General features: G+C 58.3%; 16 protein-coding genes. 8 read left to right on the top strand and 8 right to left on the bottom strand.

The genetic code is table 11. From position 1 onward, the window contains the following. Window positions 1-172 precede the first annotated feature (172 nt). Together NZK35_RS12910 and NZK35_RS12905 are read left to right on the top strand one after the other, a co-directional pair. Window positions 173-466 (top strand): transcriptional regulator, encoded by a 294-nt coding sequence (locus NZK35_RS12910; RefSeq protein ID WP_095739454.1) that lies wholly within the window; start codon window positions 173-175, stop codon window positions 464-466. A 92-nt stretch (window positions 467-558) separates the two neighbouring features. Further along, window positions 559-1,794, top strand: coding sequence for a hypothetical protein (locus NZK35_RS12905; RefSeq protein ID WP_259632947.1), 1,236 nt, complete (start codon window positions 559-561; stop codon window positions 1,792-1,794). Between the two features lie 155 nt (window positions 1,795-1,949). Here the strand turns inward: NZK35_RS12905 and NZK35_RS12900 are convergent, their stop codons facing one another. From NZK35_RS12900 to ilvD, 5 genes are all read right to left on the bottom strand, one after another. Beyond that, entirely contained in the window at window positions 1,950-2,729 is a 780-nt protein-coding gene (locus tag NZK35_RS12900) for a class I SAM-dependent methyltransferase (RefSeq protein WP_407699788.1), read from the bottom strand. Window positions 2,730-2,836: 107 nt separating this feature from the next. Continuing rightward, window positions 2,837-3,283: a Minf_1886 family protein gene (locus NZK35_RS12895; protein WP_259632945.1), complete on the bottom strand. Its 447-nt coding sequence runs from the start codon at window positions 3,281-3,283 to the stop codon at window positions 2,837-2,839. A 61-nt stretch (window positions 3,284-3,344) separates the two neighbouring features. Further along, the gene (locus NZK35_RS12890; protein ID WP_259632944.1) at window positions 3,345-4,235 is read right to left on the bottom strand and encodes a PSP1 domain-containing protein; all 891 of its coding nucleotides are present in this window, start codon (window positions 4,233-4,235) and stop codon (window positions 3,345-3,347) included. 23 nt (window positions 4,236-4,258) lie between these two features. Then, the gene (locus NZK35_RS12885; protein WP_259632943.1) at window positions 4,259-5,254 is read right to left on the bottom strand and encodes a WD40 repeat domain-containing protein; all 996 of its coding nucleotides are present in this window, start codon (window positions 5,252-5,254) and stop codon (window positions 4,259-4,261) included. Window positions 5,255-5,323: 69 nt separating this feature from the next. Next, on the bottom strand, window positions 5,324-7,000 hold the full coding sequence (ilvD, locus tag NZK35_RS12880) for a dihydroxy-acid dehydratase (protein WP_259632942.1): 1,677 nt from the start codon (window positions 6,998-7,000) through the stop codon (window positions 5,324-5,326). A 177-nt stretch (window positions 7,001-7,177) separates the two neighbouring features. Between ilvD and NZK35_RS12875 the strand changes: the two genes are divergently transcribed. Next, entirely contained in the window at window positions 7,178-7,849 is a 672-nt protein-coding gene (locus tag NZK35_RS12875; RefSeq protein WP_259632941.1) for a 3-keto-disaccharide hydrolase, read from the top strand. A gap of 279 nt (window positions 7,850-8,128) precedes the next feature. Here NZK35_RS12875 and NZK35_RS12870 read toward each other — a convergent pair whose 3' ends face one another. Next, window positions 8,129-9,163, bottom strand: a complete 1,035-nt coding sequence (locus NZK35_RS12870) for an aldose epimerase family protein (protein WP_259632940.1) — start codon at window positions 9,161-9,163, stop codon at window positions 8,129-8,131. 187 nt (window positions 9,164-9,350) lie between these two features. On the opposite strand from NZK35_RS12870, the gene NZK35_RS12865 reads away from it, so the two are divergent. The 4 genes from NZK35_RS12865 to NZK35_RS12850 all read left to right on the top strand — a co-directional run bounded on the left by NZK35_RS12865 (window position 9,351) and on the right by NZK35_RS12850 (window position 13,768). Then, entirely contained in the window at window positions 9,351-10,430 is a 1,080-nt protein-coding gene (locus NZK35_RS12865) for a tRNA dihydrouridine synthase (protein ID WP_259632960.1), read from the top strand. A gap of 16 nt (window positions 10,431-10,446) precedes the next feature. Beyond that, on the top strand, window positions 10,447-11,715 hold the full coding sequence (locus NZK35_RS12860) for a nickel-dependent lactate racemase family protein (RefSeq protein WP_259632939.1): 1,269 nt from the start codon (window positions 10,447-10,449) through the stop codon (window positions 11,713-11,715). A gap of 402 nt (window positions 11,716-12,117) precedes the next feature. Beyond that, complete coding sequence (gene rimI / locus NZK35_RS12855; RefSeq protein ID WP_261364684.1) at window positions 12,118-12,594, top strand: ribosomal protein S18-alanine N-acetyltransferase; 477 nt, start codon at window positions 12,118-12,120, stop codon at window positions 12,592-12,594. 112 nt (window positions 12,595-12,706) lie between these two features. After that, complete coding sequence (locus NZK35_RS12850; RefSeq protein ID WP_259632937.1) at window positions 12,707-13,768, top strand: exonuclease domain-containing protein; 1,062 nt, start codon at window positions 12,707-12,709, stop codon at window positions 13,766-13,768. A 5-nt stretch (window positions 13,769-13,773) separates the two neighbouring features. On the opposite strand, the gene NZK35_RS12845 is transcribed toward NZK35_RS12850, so the two are convergent. Further along, entirely contained in the window at window positions 13,774-15,003 is a 1,230-nt protein-coding gene (locus tag NZK35_RS12845; protein WP_259632936.1) for a DUF1015 domain-containing protein, read from the bottom strand. A gap of 477 nt (window positions 15,004-15,480) precedes the next feature. Between NZK35_RS12845 and NZK35_RS12840 the strand changes: the two genes are divergently transcribed. After that, window positions 15,481-16,215 carry a hypothetical protein gene (locus NZK35_RS12840; protein ID WP_259632935.1) on the top strand — a complete coding sequence of 245 codons (735 nt, stop codon included), beginning with the start codon at window positions 15,481-15,483 and terminating at the stop codon, window positions 16,213-16,215. A 225-nt stretch (window positions 16,216-16,440) separates the two neighbouring features. Here the strand turns inward: NZK35_RS12840 and NZK35_RS12835 are convergent, their stop codons facing one another. Next, the gene (locus NZK35_RS12835; RefSeq protein WP_259632934.1) at window positions 16,441-17,883 is read right to left on the bottom strand and encodes a DUF1501 domain-containing protein; all 1,443 of its coding nucleotides are present in this window, start codon (window positions 17,881-17,883) and stop codon (window positions 16,441-16,443) included. Window position 17,884 lies beyond the last annotated feature (1 nt).

The following is a 17,884-nucleotide window of genomic DNA, read 5'->3' as shown; positions in this document are numbered from 1 at the left end:
TTTTTTTTCACCGTTTCCTTTTGACATCGCAAAAACTGCGATCACCCTAAACCATTGCCGCAAAACACCTTACGCAGAAACCTTGGCTGTGCTGGCTGGATTCGGCATCGCGAGTGCAATGGACGGCAATCAAAGCAACCCTTCAACGTATCTCTCTCCGGAGCCCTGGCGCATGCAAAAGACGACGATCGGATCGAACAAACAAGTTGGCGACGAAGTTCCTCAAGAATTGCGTGAGCTGACTGCAGCGATCGACGCCCTTCCCGCACGCTACCGAGACACTGTCGCGCCGGCGCTTTCACGAGCGATCGATTGCAGCACCCGTCGGCGTCGCATCCTGAACCTCGTCCAAGAGGCCCTGTCGCAACTTCGGTTGGACATGAAATACCTCGTCTTCGACCTCGAAGCGACCCGCCGAGAACGTGATCAGTATCGAGAAATTCTGGAAAAAGAAGACCTGCTCTAAGCGACGTTCCCGATCGAAGTGTTCGACGGGCGGTGTCCGATTCGGCTATCATGCTGCGAATCTCGCCCGCCCCAACCGGACTCACTTGATCGATGAACATGACTCGAACGCTTCGTCTAATTCCCAGTCATCCCGGCTGCCGCTCACTCTCACGTTGGTTCGCACCCCGAGCGGGCGCGAGTCCTCTGGCGGGGATCGCGCTGGCGATGATGTGCTCCATTCCAACGGCCTTTTCAGCCCAGCCCGACTTGGAACAGTCGCTTCAAGCGATTGCCAAGACCGACGGCTCGGTGGCACTTGACCAGGACGCGTCGGCAGCCGCCAACCAGCTGCAGTCGCTGCCCAGCTCTCAGGTAACCGACGTCCTAGACGGTTTTGACAACGCCTCCAAACGTGGGAAAAACTGGCTGCGGGCGATCGCGGCCGACGTCAGTGACAACGGCCCCTTTCCCAAAGACGCTTTGCTGGGGTTCTTTGCCGATCGCTCCAAGAACGCCGATGCTCGCTACGTCGCGTACCAACTGTTGACCCAACACGACCAGGGGCTGACGTCCGATCTGCTAGCCGATGCCGAAACCGACCCCTCGCTGCCGATCCGCTACCTCAAGATCGAATCGATGATCGAGGCGGGCGCGGCGCGGATGTCGGCGCAACCCGATCAGGCCAAACAGATCTTTCGCCAGGTGATCGCCCATGGCCGAAGTCCCAAACAGCTGGAGAAAACCGCCAAGCTCCTGGCCGACTTAGACGTCAACATTGACCTCGCCGAAGAACTGGGCATGATGCGTCGCTGGTGGCTGATCGGCCCCTTCGACAACACCGACAGCGAACACTTCGACACGGCCTACGTTCCCGAAAACCGTTACCTCGAATCGGGGTCTCCGATCGCCCGAGATTCAGCCGGCGAACCGAAACCGGAAACAGGGAGGAAGCGAACCGTCACGTGGCAACAGATTGAAAGCGACGACAACCTGGGCATGGTCGATCTGAACGGACCGCTGTCCAACGAGAAAGATGCCGCCGCCTATGTGTTCGCCACCTTCACCGTCGACGGCGAAGAAACGCCGATGCCGGCACAGATTCGAATCGGCTGCATTACGGCCAACAAAGTCTGGATCAACGGAAAACTGGTCTCCAGCAACGAAGTCTATCACTCGGGAACCCGCATCGACCAATATGTCGAAGCCTGTGAATTGGTCGACGGCGAAAACACGGTGATGATCAAAGTCATGCAGAACGCCCAAACGGAACCCTGGGCACAAGATTGGCAATTCCAGTTCCGACTGACCCGCCCCGACGGATCGGCAATCAAAACGAACGTGTTGTAGCGGGAATCAGCTGGCGTTGGGCTCTGGCCGATACCGCTAAGACTCGAACGGAAAATAAGTGTCGGATCTAGCGAGTGGGATACATTGCGGCCCGTAGCCCCTGCGTCAAACGGCTGATCATCGTTTGNNGGCCTAAAGGCTGGACACCAGCGCGATCAACGCTCTTGTGCGGGACCGATGCGTTGGAGCACTTGTTCGGTCGGCTCCGGCTGGATCGCTTCGAGCGGGCTGTCGTCGCGGGCGAAGAACATCAGGTGTTGCCACGGCAATTCGTTGTATTCACGCACCAGCTTGAACCCGTTGGCATGGTATTCCTTCATGATCTGTCGTTTCGACATTTTGTGCAACAGTTTGATCGGAACCGTCGGATCTTCTTTCCGGTACTCCAGCAACGCGACGACTCCGGTGGGCGTCAAGGAACGCCGAATCTCCCAAAGCATCGATTGCGGGTGCGAGAACTCGTGATAGACATCGACCATCAATAGCAAGTCGATTTTGTTTTCCGGTATCTTCGGATTGTCGATCGTCCCCAAAACCGGGCGAATGTTTTTCAGGCCGAATTGGTCGGCGCGTTGACGGAGTTTCTGCAACATTTCCGGCTGGATGTCGACGGCATAGACGGCTCCTTCCGGTCCGACCTTCCTGGCCATCGGCAGCGTCCAATATCCGTTGCCGCAGCCGAGATCACAAAGCACCATTCCCGGCTTGAGGTCGAGTTTCTGAAACGATTCGGAAGCGCTTTCTTCTTCATCGCGTTCCGGTCGCACCAACCAGGACGCGCCGAGATGGCTCATCGGTTGCGCGACGACACGTCCCAGATAGCTCTTCCGCGCCTGCTCGTTGGGTTTCTCGTCAGATGTTTGAGGCGCCTCGTTTGACGACGGCGAGCTCTGCTCAACGGCAGCGTCTTGCGCGACGCAGGCCGGATAAACCATCAGGACTCCACTGAAGGTGGCCGCGAGCATGAAGCAGATTGCGACGCGCATGAGGCAAAGCTGGGCAGGTGAGATCATGGATGGCATGGTGGTGATCGAATGCGTTCTTAGCATTCCAGATCGTCAACGACTTTCGGCAGCGAAAACTCGGGTTCGAACGCGTTATCGAAGGGGTAGACGTCGTCGAAGTCTTCACGACGATCCGACTCGCTCTTTCGCATCTGCTCGATGCGGATCAGATTGTAGACGATTTCACCGAAGTCGCTGGTCGATTTGATTCCCCACGACCCCAACACCATGCGGCCCAGGTAACCGTATTGGTCGATGGCGTATCGACGACAGGCTTCGCAGAGCTGTTGACCGGTGATGTGTTTGGGCCGTCCCTTGGACATCGATTCCGCCGAGATTGCGGCTTCGGTCAGCTCGGGCAGATGCTCGTGGGCAAACTGCAGGGCTTCTCGGATGAATTGATAGGCCTCGTACTTGTACCGCGCGTCCTCCTTCAACAATTTTCGCATCGCTTGGAGGGGCGAGTTGGTCAATTCATTGCTCATGTCGCGGTCTATCTAGATTCGTTTTTATCTGATTCATCACACCGTCATCCTCGACCAACCGTCAAGCGTCTCGGGTGCCACCATTGCGCCCGCTTCGGCGGGGTTTGGCTGGCGGCGGAGCCTTGGTCACACGAACGACTTGGTCGACACCTAACAGTATCCTCCGATTGTCCTCCGTCCGCACCATCAATTGTTGCGAAAGAATGTCGTGAGCCAAGACCGAAGCGTTGCCTTCTCGGGTCAAAATCTCCGCACCGATCGGCGGCAGCTCGGCCGCAAGTGCCTCGTAGGTCTCAAACTCATAGCGTAAACAACATTTCAGCCTCCCGCATCGCCCGGAAATTTTTGTCGGATCCAGGGTCGATCGTTGCAGTTTAGCCATCTTCATCGACACCGGCGGCATCTTGCTCAAAAACGTCGCACAGCACAGCGGTTGGCCGCAATCGCCATAGTCGGCCAGCAGCTTGGCCTCGTCGCGGACGCCGATCTGCCGCATTTCGATCCGGGTCTGGAACTCGCCGGCCAGATCGCGGACCAATTGGCGAAAATCGACCCGCCCCTCGGCGACGTAGTAGACGACGATCCGTTCTCCGCCGAGCAGCCGCTCGACGTCCACCAAATCCATTTTCAACGCCCGCGCGTCGACACAGCGCTGACAGATCGCCAAATCATCGCGGGTCTGACCCTGGATGTGTTCCCACTGCTTGCGATCGTCCTCGGAAAGCCGCCGGACAATCTTTCCCGCAGTGGGTTCGTTCATGGAATCCAGCGCGTTGGGCGTCGCTTCGCAGAGCACCGTCGCGATCTCGGTCCCGCGATCGGTTCGCGCGACCACCTGGTCGTTATAGCGAAAGCTCTCCCGTGTACTGAGCACGCCGAGGATTCGCATGGAGCCGAACCGGGCGACGTATTCCCAGTTTTTTTTCGGTTTGGGCGGTTCTGATTGCGTCATACGTTCCGGCAAATCCGGACTCGTCATTCCTTGGCCTCCGCCGTTTTTGCGACGGCGGGTTGCCACGCCCAACGTTGCCCGGCGGTGACGATGCCGTTCTTGCGAGTGCCGACGAGCAACTGCCCTGCCCCCCGAAAACACAGCGCCCACACACCACTTTCGGCACCGATCGTCGACACACTGCCTCCGGACGCAAAATGGATTTTGCCACTGACTTCGGACGCGGCGATCTGGCCGGCGTCCGAGACCGCGATTCGGGTGATCCAGTCCGTGCCCTTGGCGATCGACTCCGGTTTCGCATCTGGTTTGGCTTCGACACGGTACAGATTGCGATCGGCCGAGCCTACGATCAGCGACGCATCACTTTCGTACGCGACACACCACGCGGTTTCTTCACCCACCGCCACGACGCCGGTGCTTTCCAACTCGGGCCATTTCAGCAAATGGACTTTCCCCTCACCGTCGGTGGCGGCCAACTGGGACTTGTCGGGAGAGAACGCCAGGGACGTAATTGACGCTTGACTCAGTTCAACTGATTTGGACACCTTGGCGTCAGCGAGACTCCACGCAAACAGTTTCCCCGATTCGTTCCCCGCGACGATCATCTGGTCATCGGGTGAAACGAGGATTTTTTGGCACCATCGTTCAAAAGCTCCCTCGTGGGTCGTTGGCGTTTTGGAGTCGACATCGTAGACCACCAAGTTTCCCTTGTAGTCCGCGCTGGCGATCTTCTTGCCATCGGACGTGGTTGCCACCGTCCACACGGCTGCGGAATGCTCATAAAGCGGATCCAGTTGGCCGGGCGTGTCGGGTTGAAACCTTGCAACCGATCCAGGCCGCAACAGCAATCCGGTTGCCGTGCCGGCGACAAAACTTCCGTCACCGGCGGCAGTAATCGAAGTGATCCAAAGCGATTCGGAATCGACGGCTTGTCCACCGCCGGAATCGTCAGCCTGGCAAGGGAGCACCAACAGACCAAGAAACAACGCGGCCAAACAACGGATTTTCATAAGTCGCATTTTGAGCAAGGAGGGGATGGGGGGGGAGAATCGTCAAGCTTCATTGTAACGCTTTCTGATCACGCCATCCTACTCGTCGGTCACGCAACCTTCGCTGGCCGATTTGACGGTCTTGATGTACTTGTACAGCGTCCCGCGATTCGCCTTCAGCGGCGGGGCTTGCCAAGCCGATTTTCGCGATGCGATTTCCTCGGCCGACAGCGATACATCGAGCGAATTGGTTTCCGCATCGATGGTGATTTGGTCACCGTCCTGAAGCAATCCGATCGGTCCACCGAGTTGGGCTTCGGGGGTGACGTGCCCGACGATGAACCCGTGGCTCCCGCCGCTGAATCGACCGTCGGTGATCATCGCGACGTCGGATCCCAAGCCGGCTCCCATGATCGCACTGGTCGGCGTCAACATCTCCGGCATTCCCGGGCCACCTTGCGGGCCTTCGTACCGGATGACGACGACGTCGCCTTTCTGGATCTGTTTCTGCTCCAGCGCCGCCAGCATTGCTTCTTCGCTGTCAAAGCAACGAGCCGGGCCGGTGAATTTCAATCCTTCCTTGCCGGTGATTTTTGCCACGGCACCCTCGGGCGCCAAACTGCCTTTAAGAATTCGAATGTGGCCGCTGGATTTGATCGGTTTTTCAACCGTACTGACGATCTTTTGTCCTTCCTTCAACCCCGGCAGACCTTCGACGTTTTCGGCAAGCGTCTTGCCGGTCACCGTCAGACACGAACCGTCCATCAGTCCTTTTTCGAGCAAATACTTCATGACCGCCGGCGTCCCACCGATCGAATGCAAGTCTTCTTGGACGAACTTTCCACTCGGTTTCAGGTCAGCCAGATAGGGAATCCGATCGCTGACCGATTGGAAGTCATCGATCGAAAGCGGCACGTCGACGCTGCGTGCCATCGCGATCAAATGCAACACGGCGTTGGTGCTGCCGCCGAGTGCCATCACGGTGACCATCGCGTTTTCGAACGCGGCGCGCGTCATGATGTCACGCGGCTTGATGTCCTTCTTCAACAATTCCAAGATCGCTTCGCCGGCCAAACGACACTCGTCTTTTTTCTGTTGATCTTCTGCCGGAGCACTGGCGGAATAGGGAAGCGACATGCCCAACGCTTCGATCGCGGTGGCCATCGTGTTGGCCGTGTACATGCCGCCACAGGCTCCCGCGCCGGGACAACTTTTTTCGACGATCTCTTGACGCTCGTCGTCGCTGATCTGTCCGGCGATGAACTGGCCGTAACACTGGAACGCGCTGACGATGTCTAATTTTTCTCCGTTGCGAAACCCGGGTTTGATCGTGCCGCCGTAAACCATGATGGCCGGACGATTCAAGCGTCCCATCGCGATCAAACAACCCGGCATGTTTTTGTCACAGCCCGGAAGCGCGATCAATCCATCGTACCACTGGGCGGCCATGATGGTTTCGATCGAATCGGCGATCAGATCGCGGCTTTGCAGGGAGTAGCTCATCCCATCGGTGCCCATCGAGATCCCGTCGCTGACACCGATGGTGTTGAATCGCATTCCGACCATGCCCGCCGCTTCCACGCCCTGCTTGACCTCGGCGGCCAGGTCCAACAGGTGCATGTTGCAGCTGTTTCCCTCGTACCAAACACTCGCGATCCCGACCTGGGGCTTGTCCATGTCTTCGCGGGTCAATCCCGTCGCGTAGAGCATCGCTTGGGAGGCACCCTGACTTTTCGGCTGCGTGATCTTGCTCGAGTATTTGTTCAGCTGGGACATCGGTAACGGTGTTTGGGGAAAGGGGGATGAAGACGTGGCGTAAGCTTCCAGCTTGCGGTGGGGGCAAAAAACCGAGACTGTTCATCGCACGGGAGCTGTGAGGGCTATTATCATGATCGCTGCCCGTTTCACAATCCGCCGGACTTTCGGCGATCCCCGCCATCGGATCCTCCCGCCATGCCCAACTTCCCGCGTCCAACCCTGCTGTACGGATTGTCGTGCCTGGCCGTGCTGGCCGCCTGCCTGATCCACGCCGCCTTTTCGTCAGCCGCTGACACCGCTCCGGGTGATGAGGTTCCGTTGTTCGACGGAAAAACCCTCGACGGCTGGAACGGTGATACCCAATGGTTCCGCGTCCAGGACGGTGCGATCGTTGCCGGCAGCGCGACTGAAAAAATACCCGCCAACCAGTTTTTGTGCACCAACAAGACCTATCGCGATTTTGAATTGTCCGTCGACGCGAAACTGGTCGGGCAAGGCAACAACGCCGGCGTTCAATTCCGCACCAAACGCATCCCGAATGACACCGAAGTCATCGGCTATCAGGCCGACATCGGATTCATGCCCAACGGGACCTGCTGGGGGGCGTTGTACGATGAATCCCGACGACGAAAGTTTTTAGCCGAATCGCCTGAGTTGGCGATGAAGACGGTGAAACGCGGCCAGTGGAACACGTTGAAAATCATCGCCCGCGGCGACCGGATTCAGATCTTTTTGAACGGCGTCCAAACGGTGGACTACACCGAGCAAGATCCCGATATCGAACGCGAAGGCGTGATCGGGCTGCAGGTCCACAGCGGGCCGCCGCTGGAGGTCTACTATCGCAACGTGCGTTTGAAAGAACTGTGAGCGGTGTTTGTTGTCGCCCGCGTTTGCGATTGCCCCGCGAGCGGAAAAAGGTCAGGCTGTAACTTGCGGAACGATGACTGGGCCCACGGATGGCAGCGCGAACCCACGTATTAATTGTACCCCGTCATCCGTGGGTTCGCGCTGCTATCCGTGGGTGTGCTTTTCGATGGATCGCCCGGGTAGGCGGTAGTGGACGAGGCGACGAGTCCTTGCCAATATGCCGACTGCGGGGGACTCGTCGCCTCGTCCACTACCCGAAAATGTAGCTGACACGGAATACTAATTGACGCCGAAACGATGCACCGTCGTTTCAGAAATCTTGTCTCCCGCTCGTAGCAATGTGCTGGGAAAGTTCGGCTTGTTGGGCGCGTCGGGGTAGTGCTGAGTCTCCAGGCAGAACGCGTCGTGAGATCCGTTGCCCGCGTTTTCGGGTCCGCCGCCGAGATGATTGGCCGTGTAGAGTTGAATCCCGGGCTGCGTCGTTTCAATTTCCAACGTCCGCCCCGAATCGGGATCGGCGACCCAGGCCGCTTTTCGTAGCTGGCCGCGCTCGCCACGCACAATGTAGCAGTGGTCATAGCCCTTGGTCGCGGGAAGCTGGTCGAGTCGGTCGCCCAGCGGCGTCGGCGTGCGGAAATCGAGTGGCGTCCCCTGAACGTCGTTGAACTGACCGGTCGGGATCAAGTCCTCGTCGACGTCCAAGAACTGATCCGCCTGGATCGTCGCCACATGGTCTGTGGCGGTCCCCGTCCCCGCACCGCCCAGATTCCAATAGCTGTGGTTGGTCAGATTGACGTGCGTCGGCTTGTCTGTCGTCGCTGAATAGACGATTTTCAGCTCGTCGGCGTCGTTCCAGCTGTACTCGGCGGTCACTTCGACGTTGCCGGGAAAGCCGTTGTCCCCATCGGGGCTGGTCAGGCTAAACCGCACGCCGACCGATCCGTCCTGCTCCAGCGTCTCCGCAGTCCAAACCTGGTAGGAAAAATTCTTGACCCCGCCGTGCAGTTGGTGTTTTCCGTGATTGACGACCAGAGCATACTCAGTGCCATCGATCGTGAACTTCGCGTTGCCGATGCGATTGCAGAACCGACCGACACTGCTGCCGAAATACGGATGCCCGGCGACATAGCGATCCAGTGAATCAAAACACAGATTGACGTTGGCCAGCTTCCCGTCGCGATCAGGCACTTCGACGTCCAGCAGGGTGGCGCCGAAATTCATCACACTGACTCGGTGACCGCTCGAATTGATGAGGGTGTAGCGGGTGATCGGTTGATCGTCGGCGGTTCCAAACGGTGCGGTTTCGAGCTTCATGGTCGATGGGATAGGCGGTTTGAGCGACGGGGAAAACAGAGACAATGCGACAAAATAATTCGATGGCAAGGTCAGGTCACAGCACATCATGACGGGTCCGCTAGGGGAATTGAATGGGGGCACCGTTGACGTCGGCGATCGACAGGTCGCGTCCGACGGTCGGTCGCGTTGTGTCGCAACCGACTCCATGGACACCTCCGACACAGCGGCCCCCGGTCGATACCGTGACCTGAAGATCGGCAACGTTCGGATCGGTTTCCCGGTCGTGCAAGCGGCATTGAGTGGTTACAGCGACCTGCCCATGCGAGTGATCGCGCGACGACACGGCGCCAGCTACAGCGTCTGTGAAGTGATGCTGGACCAGTTTTTGCTGGCGCTCGGCAAACGGCAAAAGACGAAACACTTTCTGGACATTCATCCCGACGAACACCCCGTTGGCGGACAGTTGATGGGCGCCGAACCGGAGCAGTTTTCTCTCGGGGCGTTGAAATTGGTCGAAGCGGGGTTCGACATCATCGACGTCAATTTCGGCTGTCCGGTGAAAAAGGTCTTGGGACGATGCCGGGGCGGTTTTCATCTGTCACAGCCGAAGGTCGCGATCGAAATCTTGCAGCGGACTCGCGACATCGTTCCCCCCCACATCCCGGTCACGGTGAAGATGCGTCGCGGCATCGACGAGACACAGCAATCCCGCGATGCGTTCTTCGAAATTCTGGACGGTGCCAGGGACGCCGGACTGTCCGCCGCCACCGTCCACGGCCGAACGGTCGTCCAACGGTATGTCGGCCCCAGTCGCTGGCAGTTTTTACGCGAAGTGAAATCACACGTCGGCCGGTCGACGCAGATTCTCGGCAGCGGCGATCTGTTCTCCGCCGAAGACTGCCTGCGGATGATCGATCAAACGGGAATCGACGGCGTTACCGTGGCCCGCGGAGCGATCGGCAACCCCTGGATTTTTCAACAGGCCCACGCGTTGGCCGGCGGCCAACCGCTACCCGATCCACCGTCGTTGCACCAGCAAGCCGATGTGATGCGCGAACACTTTACGCTCTGTGAGCAAACCTATGGCGCGGGGCGAGCCCCCTTGTTGATGAGAAAATTCGCCATTAAATACAGCCAATCGCACCCGGACTACGAAACGGTTCGCCAGGCGTTTGTCAAAATTAAAACGCGCGATGATTTTGAATCCGCGCTTCAAATCCATTACGGCAGCGACGGCCCCGGGCGGATGATCCCCCGCGATTGCCACGGCAGCCAGGAAGAATGACACCGGACCACGGACCATGACGACCTATTTTGAAACCGGCAGCGAATCGACTTCACTCACGTCCGACGACTTGCGTCGCGCGCTCGAAGAGACCTTCGCCAAGATCGGACTGCCCGACAAAGCGTTGTTGTTGCCGCCCGACCACACACGACTGTTCAGCCGCGCCGGTGAAATCACGGCGCTGTGCCACGAAATGCTGGGCCGGCGCGTCGCCGACATCATGCCGGCCCTGGGCACCCATAGCGCGATGAAGCCCGAACAGCTGTCGCACATGTTCCCCGGTGTGCCGCTGGATCTGTTTCGCCCCCACCGCTGGCGCGATGACGTGGTCACCTTGGGCACGGTACCGGCATCGTATGTTTCCGATGTCACGGGAGGGGTGTATGACAAACCGTGGAAAGCGCAAGTCAACAAGTTGCTCCGCGATGGTGGCCATGATCTGATCTTTTCGATCGGCCAAGTCGTGCCGCACGAAGTCATCGGGATGGCCAACTACAACAAGAACGTCTTTGTCGGAACCGGTGGCGTGGAGGGGATCAACGAGAGCCACTACTTGAGCGCGGTCTACGGCATCGAACAAACACTGGGACGGGCGAACACGCCGCTGCGGCAAATCCTGAACTACGCCCAAGACGAATTCTGCAAGGGCATGCCGATCGTCTACGCCTTGACCGTGATCCAACAAATGCGCGACGGGACGTTGCACACGCGAGGACTGTACATCGGCGATGATCACGAAACGTTCTTCAAAGCCGCCGAGCTCGCTTACCAGGTCAACATCACGCACCTGGAAAAGCCTCCCCAGCACGTCGTCGCCTACCTGGATCCGTCGGAATTCAAAAGCACTTGGTTGGGGAACAAGGCAATCTACCGGACTCGGTTGGCGATCGCGACCGGCGGCCGGCTGACCATCCTGGGCCCAGCGGTGGAAGAGTTTGGAGAAGATGGCGAAATTGATCGGCTGATTCGCAAGTACGGTTACCGCACCAAAAAAGAGATCGTGCAGTTGGTTGCCGAAAACGAAGACTTAGCCGCCAATCCGTCGGCCGCGGCACACCTGGTTCACGGTTCCCATGAAAACCGCTTTGAAGTCGTCTACGCGGCAGGAAAGCTGTCCTCGCAAGAGATCTCGTCGGTCGGATACACGCCCGGTGACATCAACGCGTTGATGAACCGCTACAACGTCGGCACCTTGACCGACGGCTGGCACACCGACGTCGATGGCAGCGAATTTTACTACATCCAGAACCCGGCTCTAGGGCTTTGGCAAGCTGAGTTGAGTTAGAAAAAAATTTTCCCCGGATTGCGGTCTTTTTAGTAGCGTCCCCCCGACAGAACCGTTTGAATCTATGGAATTGAATGGGAAGGACGCAGCGCCCTCGATGATTGATCCGCAACGTCACGCGGGTCCAGTCGGGGCGGGGCACACGCGTCCCGGAACACATGCAGTGAGAGAATTAAACGCGCCAATTCGAAAGACCTCACAATCTGTCTTGGTTCGGGCCGGGTCGTTTGCTATTTTCCCCGCACACGGCAAACGACGCGATGATCGAGACGATTTGCTGGTTTTGTTGACGCATTTTTCGAATTACCGGACCGGTAACACCGGCCGGGTTTCGTCTCGCTGGAAAGGAGCCCAGAAGTGAAACAAGCCAAAGAAACTCCGGTCTGCGTGCACATCCGCTGGATGATTCGTCGCGACATGCCGTCTGTCCTCGCAATCGAACAGAACTGTTTCGAATTTGCTTGGACCGAAGAGGACTTCATCCGCTGCCTGCGACAACGCAATTGCATCGGCATGGTCGCTGAGAAAGACGACGAAATCGTCGGCTTCATGATCTACGAACTGCACAAGAACCGACTGCACATTCTGAATTTTGCCGTCCACGCCGACCAACGCCGCCAAGGCGTCGGAAACTCGATGTGCAGCAAGCTGTTCGGAAAGCTGTCGCACGAGCGTCGCAATCGCATCATGCTGGAAGTCCGAGAAACAAACTTGGACGCCCAGCTGTTCTTCAAAAATCTCGGATTCCGAGCCATCAGCGTGCTCCGCGACTTCTACGACGACACCGTCGAAGACGCCTACCTGATGCAATACCGGTACCACCCCAGCGCCAGCGAAATCGCCCAACCCGGCAACCGCATCTCCCGCATGGCCGGCTAGTAGGGCACGCATCTTGCTTGCCAAAAAGTGGGGCAAGCATCCTGCTTGCCGTTTCGCAAGCTGGAAGCTTACGCCACTGGGAAACCGTGGCGTCGGCCCGTAAACTTTTGCCATGGCGTTCCTGGCAAATTTTACGGCGATCGATTTTGAAACGGCGAACCGACGGCGAGACAGCGCCTGTCAACTCGCCGCTGTCGTCGTGCGCGACGGCCAAATGGTCCGCGAAAAGATGTGGATGATCCGCCCGGACCCGTTCTTTTTTTCACCGGGCAACATTCGCATCCACGGCATCTCCCCGACAGACGTCCAACACGAACCGACCTTTGGCGATTTGTGGGGCGAGATCGCGGAGTTCCTGGCCGACGATTGCCTGATTGCCCACAACGCTCCGTTTGACATCGGCGTCTTGTTGGGGTGCCTGCAGCGGCACCATTGCGACATCCCCGATCTGCGGTTCTCCTGCACGCGACTGATCGCGCGTCAAACCTGGCCCGACCGCCGCCGCTTCGGCCTCAAGCCGCTCTCGGATTGGCTGGGCGTCGAATTCAAACATCACGACGCATTGGAAGACTCGCGGGCGTGCGCCAAGGTCTTACTGGCTGCGGGAATCGCCCGAGCCGCCGAGTCGATCGAAGACTTGGAACAGAAACTCCGCATCGAGCGTGGCAAAGCGGGTCCCTGGGGCGTCAGCCACGCGTCCAAAAAAGGCAACCCGCGCAAGTCCGCGGCGAAACGAAAAACCGACAAGGGACTTCCCAAACGGACGCTGCGGCGTGGCGGCAGCCAACTGTTGCCGCTTCCGATGAACCCCTTCGACGAAGCCGCCATCGTTGGTGAGTCGCAAGCCGCCTACACGGACTCGGCGACACGATCACCGGTATCGACCGAATCCGCCATCGACTTGCAACGGCTGTCGATCCGGGCGGAATTCATTCAGCCGCTGCGTGGCCGACAGATCGTCATCGTCGGTCGGCTTCAGGTCATCACCAATGAACAAGCGATTGACCTGACCCGTCGCAGCGGCGGCGTTCACCAAGTCGACGTTGATGCATCGACCAACTGTGTGGTGCTCGGATCGTCCGACGTCGATCGACAGCAAGTCGAAGATCTGACCGGTCGAGCGGAATTGGAGATCCTGACCGAGTCTGAATTCTTAGCGCGGATCGGACTCTAGTGCTTTCAATCCAACAGGTGCGTCAGCAATCCGCTTCGCAACTTCGGCTCGAACCAGGTGCTCTTGGGCGGCATCACTTCTCCGGCATCGGAAACCGCCATCAATTGCTCGATCGAGGTCGGGAACATCGAAACGGCAAACGCCCACTCGCCCGAGTCGACCCGTTTCTCCAGTTCCTTCGTTCCGCGGATTCCGCCGACAAAGTCAATTCGCGGGTCGGTGCGAACATCTTCGATTCCGAAGATCGGGCGAATCACACGCTGCTCCAAGATCGCGACATCCAGGCTGTTGATCGCATCGTGGTGATCAATCGAATCGGCCGGAACCCGCAGCCGCCACCATTTCCCATCCAGGTAAATGCAAAACGTTCCCGCGCGGTCTGGAACCGGATCACTGGTTTCTTCCAGGCGGCCGACGCCGCTCAAACGTTCGCGAATCTGATCGGGCGTTTGTCCATTGAGATCCTTGATGATCCGGTTGTACGCCAGAATGTTCAATTGAGAGGCCGGAAACAGCACCGTCAAAAACCAGTTGTATTCTTCGGTTCCGTTGTGATCGGGATTGGCTTCACGCCGAGCTTTTCCGGCGCGCCAGGCGCTGGCCGCCCGGTGGTGCCCGTCGGCGACATAGAATTCCGGCACCGCGGTCAGTGACGCGACGTAGGCGGCGCTTTTTGCGACGCGCCAAACGGTGTGCTGAACGCCATCGTCGGCCGTAAAGTCATACAGTGGGGTTTCTCGGATCGCGGCATCGACCATCCCGTTCAAATCGGAATCATCACGATAGGTCAGAAAGACCGGGCCGGCGTGGGCGCCCAGCGTCATCACATGACGGGTCCGGTCATCTTCTTTCGCCGGCCGCGTGAACTCGTGCTTGAGGATCAGATTCTTCTCATAGTCCTCCACGTGACAACAGCACACGACACCGACTTGGCTCTTGCCGTTCATGATTTGGCGATACAGAAAAATGCTCGGCTCGGCATCCTGCTCGAGCACCCCGTCGCCGATCAAACGCCGCAGGTTTTCGGCGGCTTTGGCGTAGATTTCATCCGCGTACGGATCGGTTTCAGGCGGCAGATCAATATCCGGACGAACCACGTGCAAGAACGAATCCGGGTTCCCATCGGCCAACGCTGCCGCTTCGTCACGATTGACGACATCGTAAGGAACGCTGGCGACCTGGGCGGCTTTTTCCGCGGTGGGGCGAACGGCACGAAACGGTTGAACGCGTGGCATCGGAGGGGTTTTTCGCTGGAGAGACGGTGAAGGGAGACCAGAAACGCGAACGTTATAAACGCACGCCCGGCCCTGCAACACCCCGCAGCCCCGTTGCAGAGCGCGTCCAGCTCCGCACAAACGTCGCATTTCCCCGCGAAGTTTCGCCGTTTCTCAACGATACTGTCCTATCCACTCACCCGTCTGCGTCCGAGCATCCATTGATGTTGTCACCTGCAAATTGTCGCCGGGGAAAAGAGAGAAGGTCAAAACATGGGTTGGTCAAAATATGTCGTCACCCTGCTGCCTGCCCGTCAGTCCCAACATTTTTTGACCAACTCATTTTTTGACCAACCCATCCTGCCGAAACGGCTAGGCATCTCTCTTGCGTTTTTGGGGAGTTCCCCCCGTTTTCGAATGACAATTCCCTTTTTTGCCCGTTCTAGAATCAACGTGTACCGCCCCAGCAAGACGCCGTCAGGAAATCTAATCCGCACCATGAATCGACTCCCATTCCTCCTCGTCGTCCTCGCCGTTTGTCTGGCCAATGACTGCCGGCAGCCCGTCCTCGCCCAAAATACGAATCTGAAACGATTCCAGCAGCAACAACAGCAGATGCAGCGACGGATGGACCAGGCGGTCAAGGATGCCGCGAAAAATCAGCCGGATCTCCCCAGCGACCCTGAATTACTCTCGCTGCACAAGGAGTTCATCGTCAAAGCGGAGAAACTGGCCGGGGAATACGAACGTAAGAAACAATACGACAAGGCTCGCGAAGTCTTTGAGGCGATGGCGCGTCTGGTCCCCAAATACCCCGAAGCCGACGCGGGCGTGAAGCGGATGCTGCAGATGCAATCGATGAAGGATCGCAAGGTGATCAAAGTCGAGGCGACCGGAGGCTGGCAGGATTCTGGGGCTCAGTTGATCAAAGGCATGCCGGTTCATGTCGAAGTCAAAGGCACCTGGAGAGTGGTGTTGGAAACCGGACCGGAGGGAATTGAGATCCCCGAAAAGATGAGACCACGCGATTCCCGAATCAAGCTGGGGACACTGATCGGCGTGATCGCATCGTCACCCAGCGAACTGGAAACAGCCAAGCCGTTTGTGGTCAAACACGGCGGCGATTTTGTCGCCGATGCTTCCGGACGCTTGTTCTTACGGATGTTCGACGTCGACCCGACCGACAACCAAGGCGAGATGATGGTGCTGATCCAAAGCACGTTCGGGAACTAGTGCTGCGCTGTAGCTTGATCTTCGGGTGGCGCGTTTGATCGGAGACGGGGTGTTTTTGAAACGCGACCGGACGGCTCGCGGGCCGTCGATTTAATGGGATTTGTCGAGACAATGGTGAGCCGCTGGCCGTAAGGCCTCGGGCAGCGTCTGGATGCCCGGCCGCTTACGCGTCGCGGCTCACTAAATCGACCGGCCAGCTCGCGCCGTTCCGCTAACACCTTTAGTTCAGCTGAGGATGCCCGTCAGGACGTTCCCATGGACATCGGTCAGCCGCATGTCGCGTCCGCTGTATCGGTAGGTCAGTTTCTCATGATCGACACCTAGCAGGTGCAGCACCGTCGCCCAGAGGTCATAGACCGTGCACTTGTTCTCGATCGCGTGGTAGCCCAATTCATCGGTTGCGCCATACCACGTGCCGCCCTTGATCCCGCCGCCGGCCAACCAAACGCTGAAGCCTTGCGGATTGTGGTCCCGTCCGTTGCTGCCTTGCGAAAACGGCGTGCGACCGAATTCACCCGCCCACACGATCAACGTCTCATCCAGCAATCCTCGGGCCCGCAGATCTTTGATTAACGCAGCGATCGGCTGGTCGACTTGAAATCCCATCGCCCGGTGCCCGTTCTCCAGATCACCGTGTTGATCCCACGGGTTGGCCGCTCCACCGGCACCGATACCCTTGGTCAAACAACTCAGCTCGATAAACCGGACACCGCGTTCGACCAATCGTCGAGCCAGCAAACACTGTCGCGCATAAGCCGCTTTTTGTTGATCGCCGGAATCCAACCCGTATTGGCGTCGAGTCGACTCGCTTTCGTCAGAGATGTCACACAACTCCGGCACGGACGTCTGCATCCGAAATGCCGTTTCATAATTCTCGATCGCCGCTTCGACTTGTGCGTCGCCCCCGGCTTGGTCCAAGAACTGTCGATCGAACGATTTGGCAAACTCCATTCGTCGGCGTTGGTCATCACGCAAGCCTCGCGGACGCACATTGCGGATCGCTTCGGCCTGGTCTGCTTTCAAGACCGATCCCTGATGTTGTGCCGGTAGAAACCCGCTGCTGAACAGACTCAATCCGCCGTGCGGCACGACCGCGTTGCCGCTCTGCAAAACGACGAAGCCCGGCAGATTCTCGTTCTCGCTGCCCAGCCCGTACGAGCACCACGCCCCCGCACTCGGATGCCCCATGAAGGGAAATCCCGAATGCATCACAAAGTTTCCCTGTGCGTGCTCGTTGACCGGTGTCGTCATCGAACGAACCACGGCCAACTCATCCGCCACCGAAGCGATTTCGGGAAACATGTCGCTGATCGGCAACCCCGATTCGCCGGAGCGTTTGAACGTGAAGGGGCTGGCCATCACATTGCCGTTTCGATTGAACTGAGTCCGTTCCACCTGGACCGGCATCGGCTGTCCGTGCAACGCTTCCAGTTTGGGTTTTGGATCAAACGAATCGACGTGCGAAACGCCACCGGACATGTAACAAAAAATCACATGCTTGACTTTGGGCGGGTGATGAAACGTTCGCAGCGCCGCGTCGTCGGGCAAGACCGCTTCCGACGCCGCGCCCGTGTTTCCCCATCCGTTCCCCTGCATCATCGCCGTCAGCGCCGCGGCACCGAATCCGGTCGAACAGCGCTCAAGAAACAGTCTGCGTGAGCGACGCATT

The organism is Stieleria sedimenti, assembly GCF_025060895.1.
GTDB classification, from domain to species: Bacteria; Planctomycetota; Planctomycetia; order Pirellulales; family Pirellulaceae; genus Stieleria; species Stieleria sedimenti.
The sequence above is the reverse complement of the archived record's forward strand: the minus strand, read 5'-3'. Positions and strand labels throughout refer to the sequence as shown.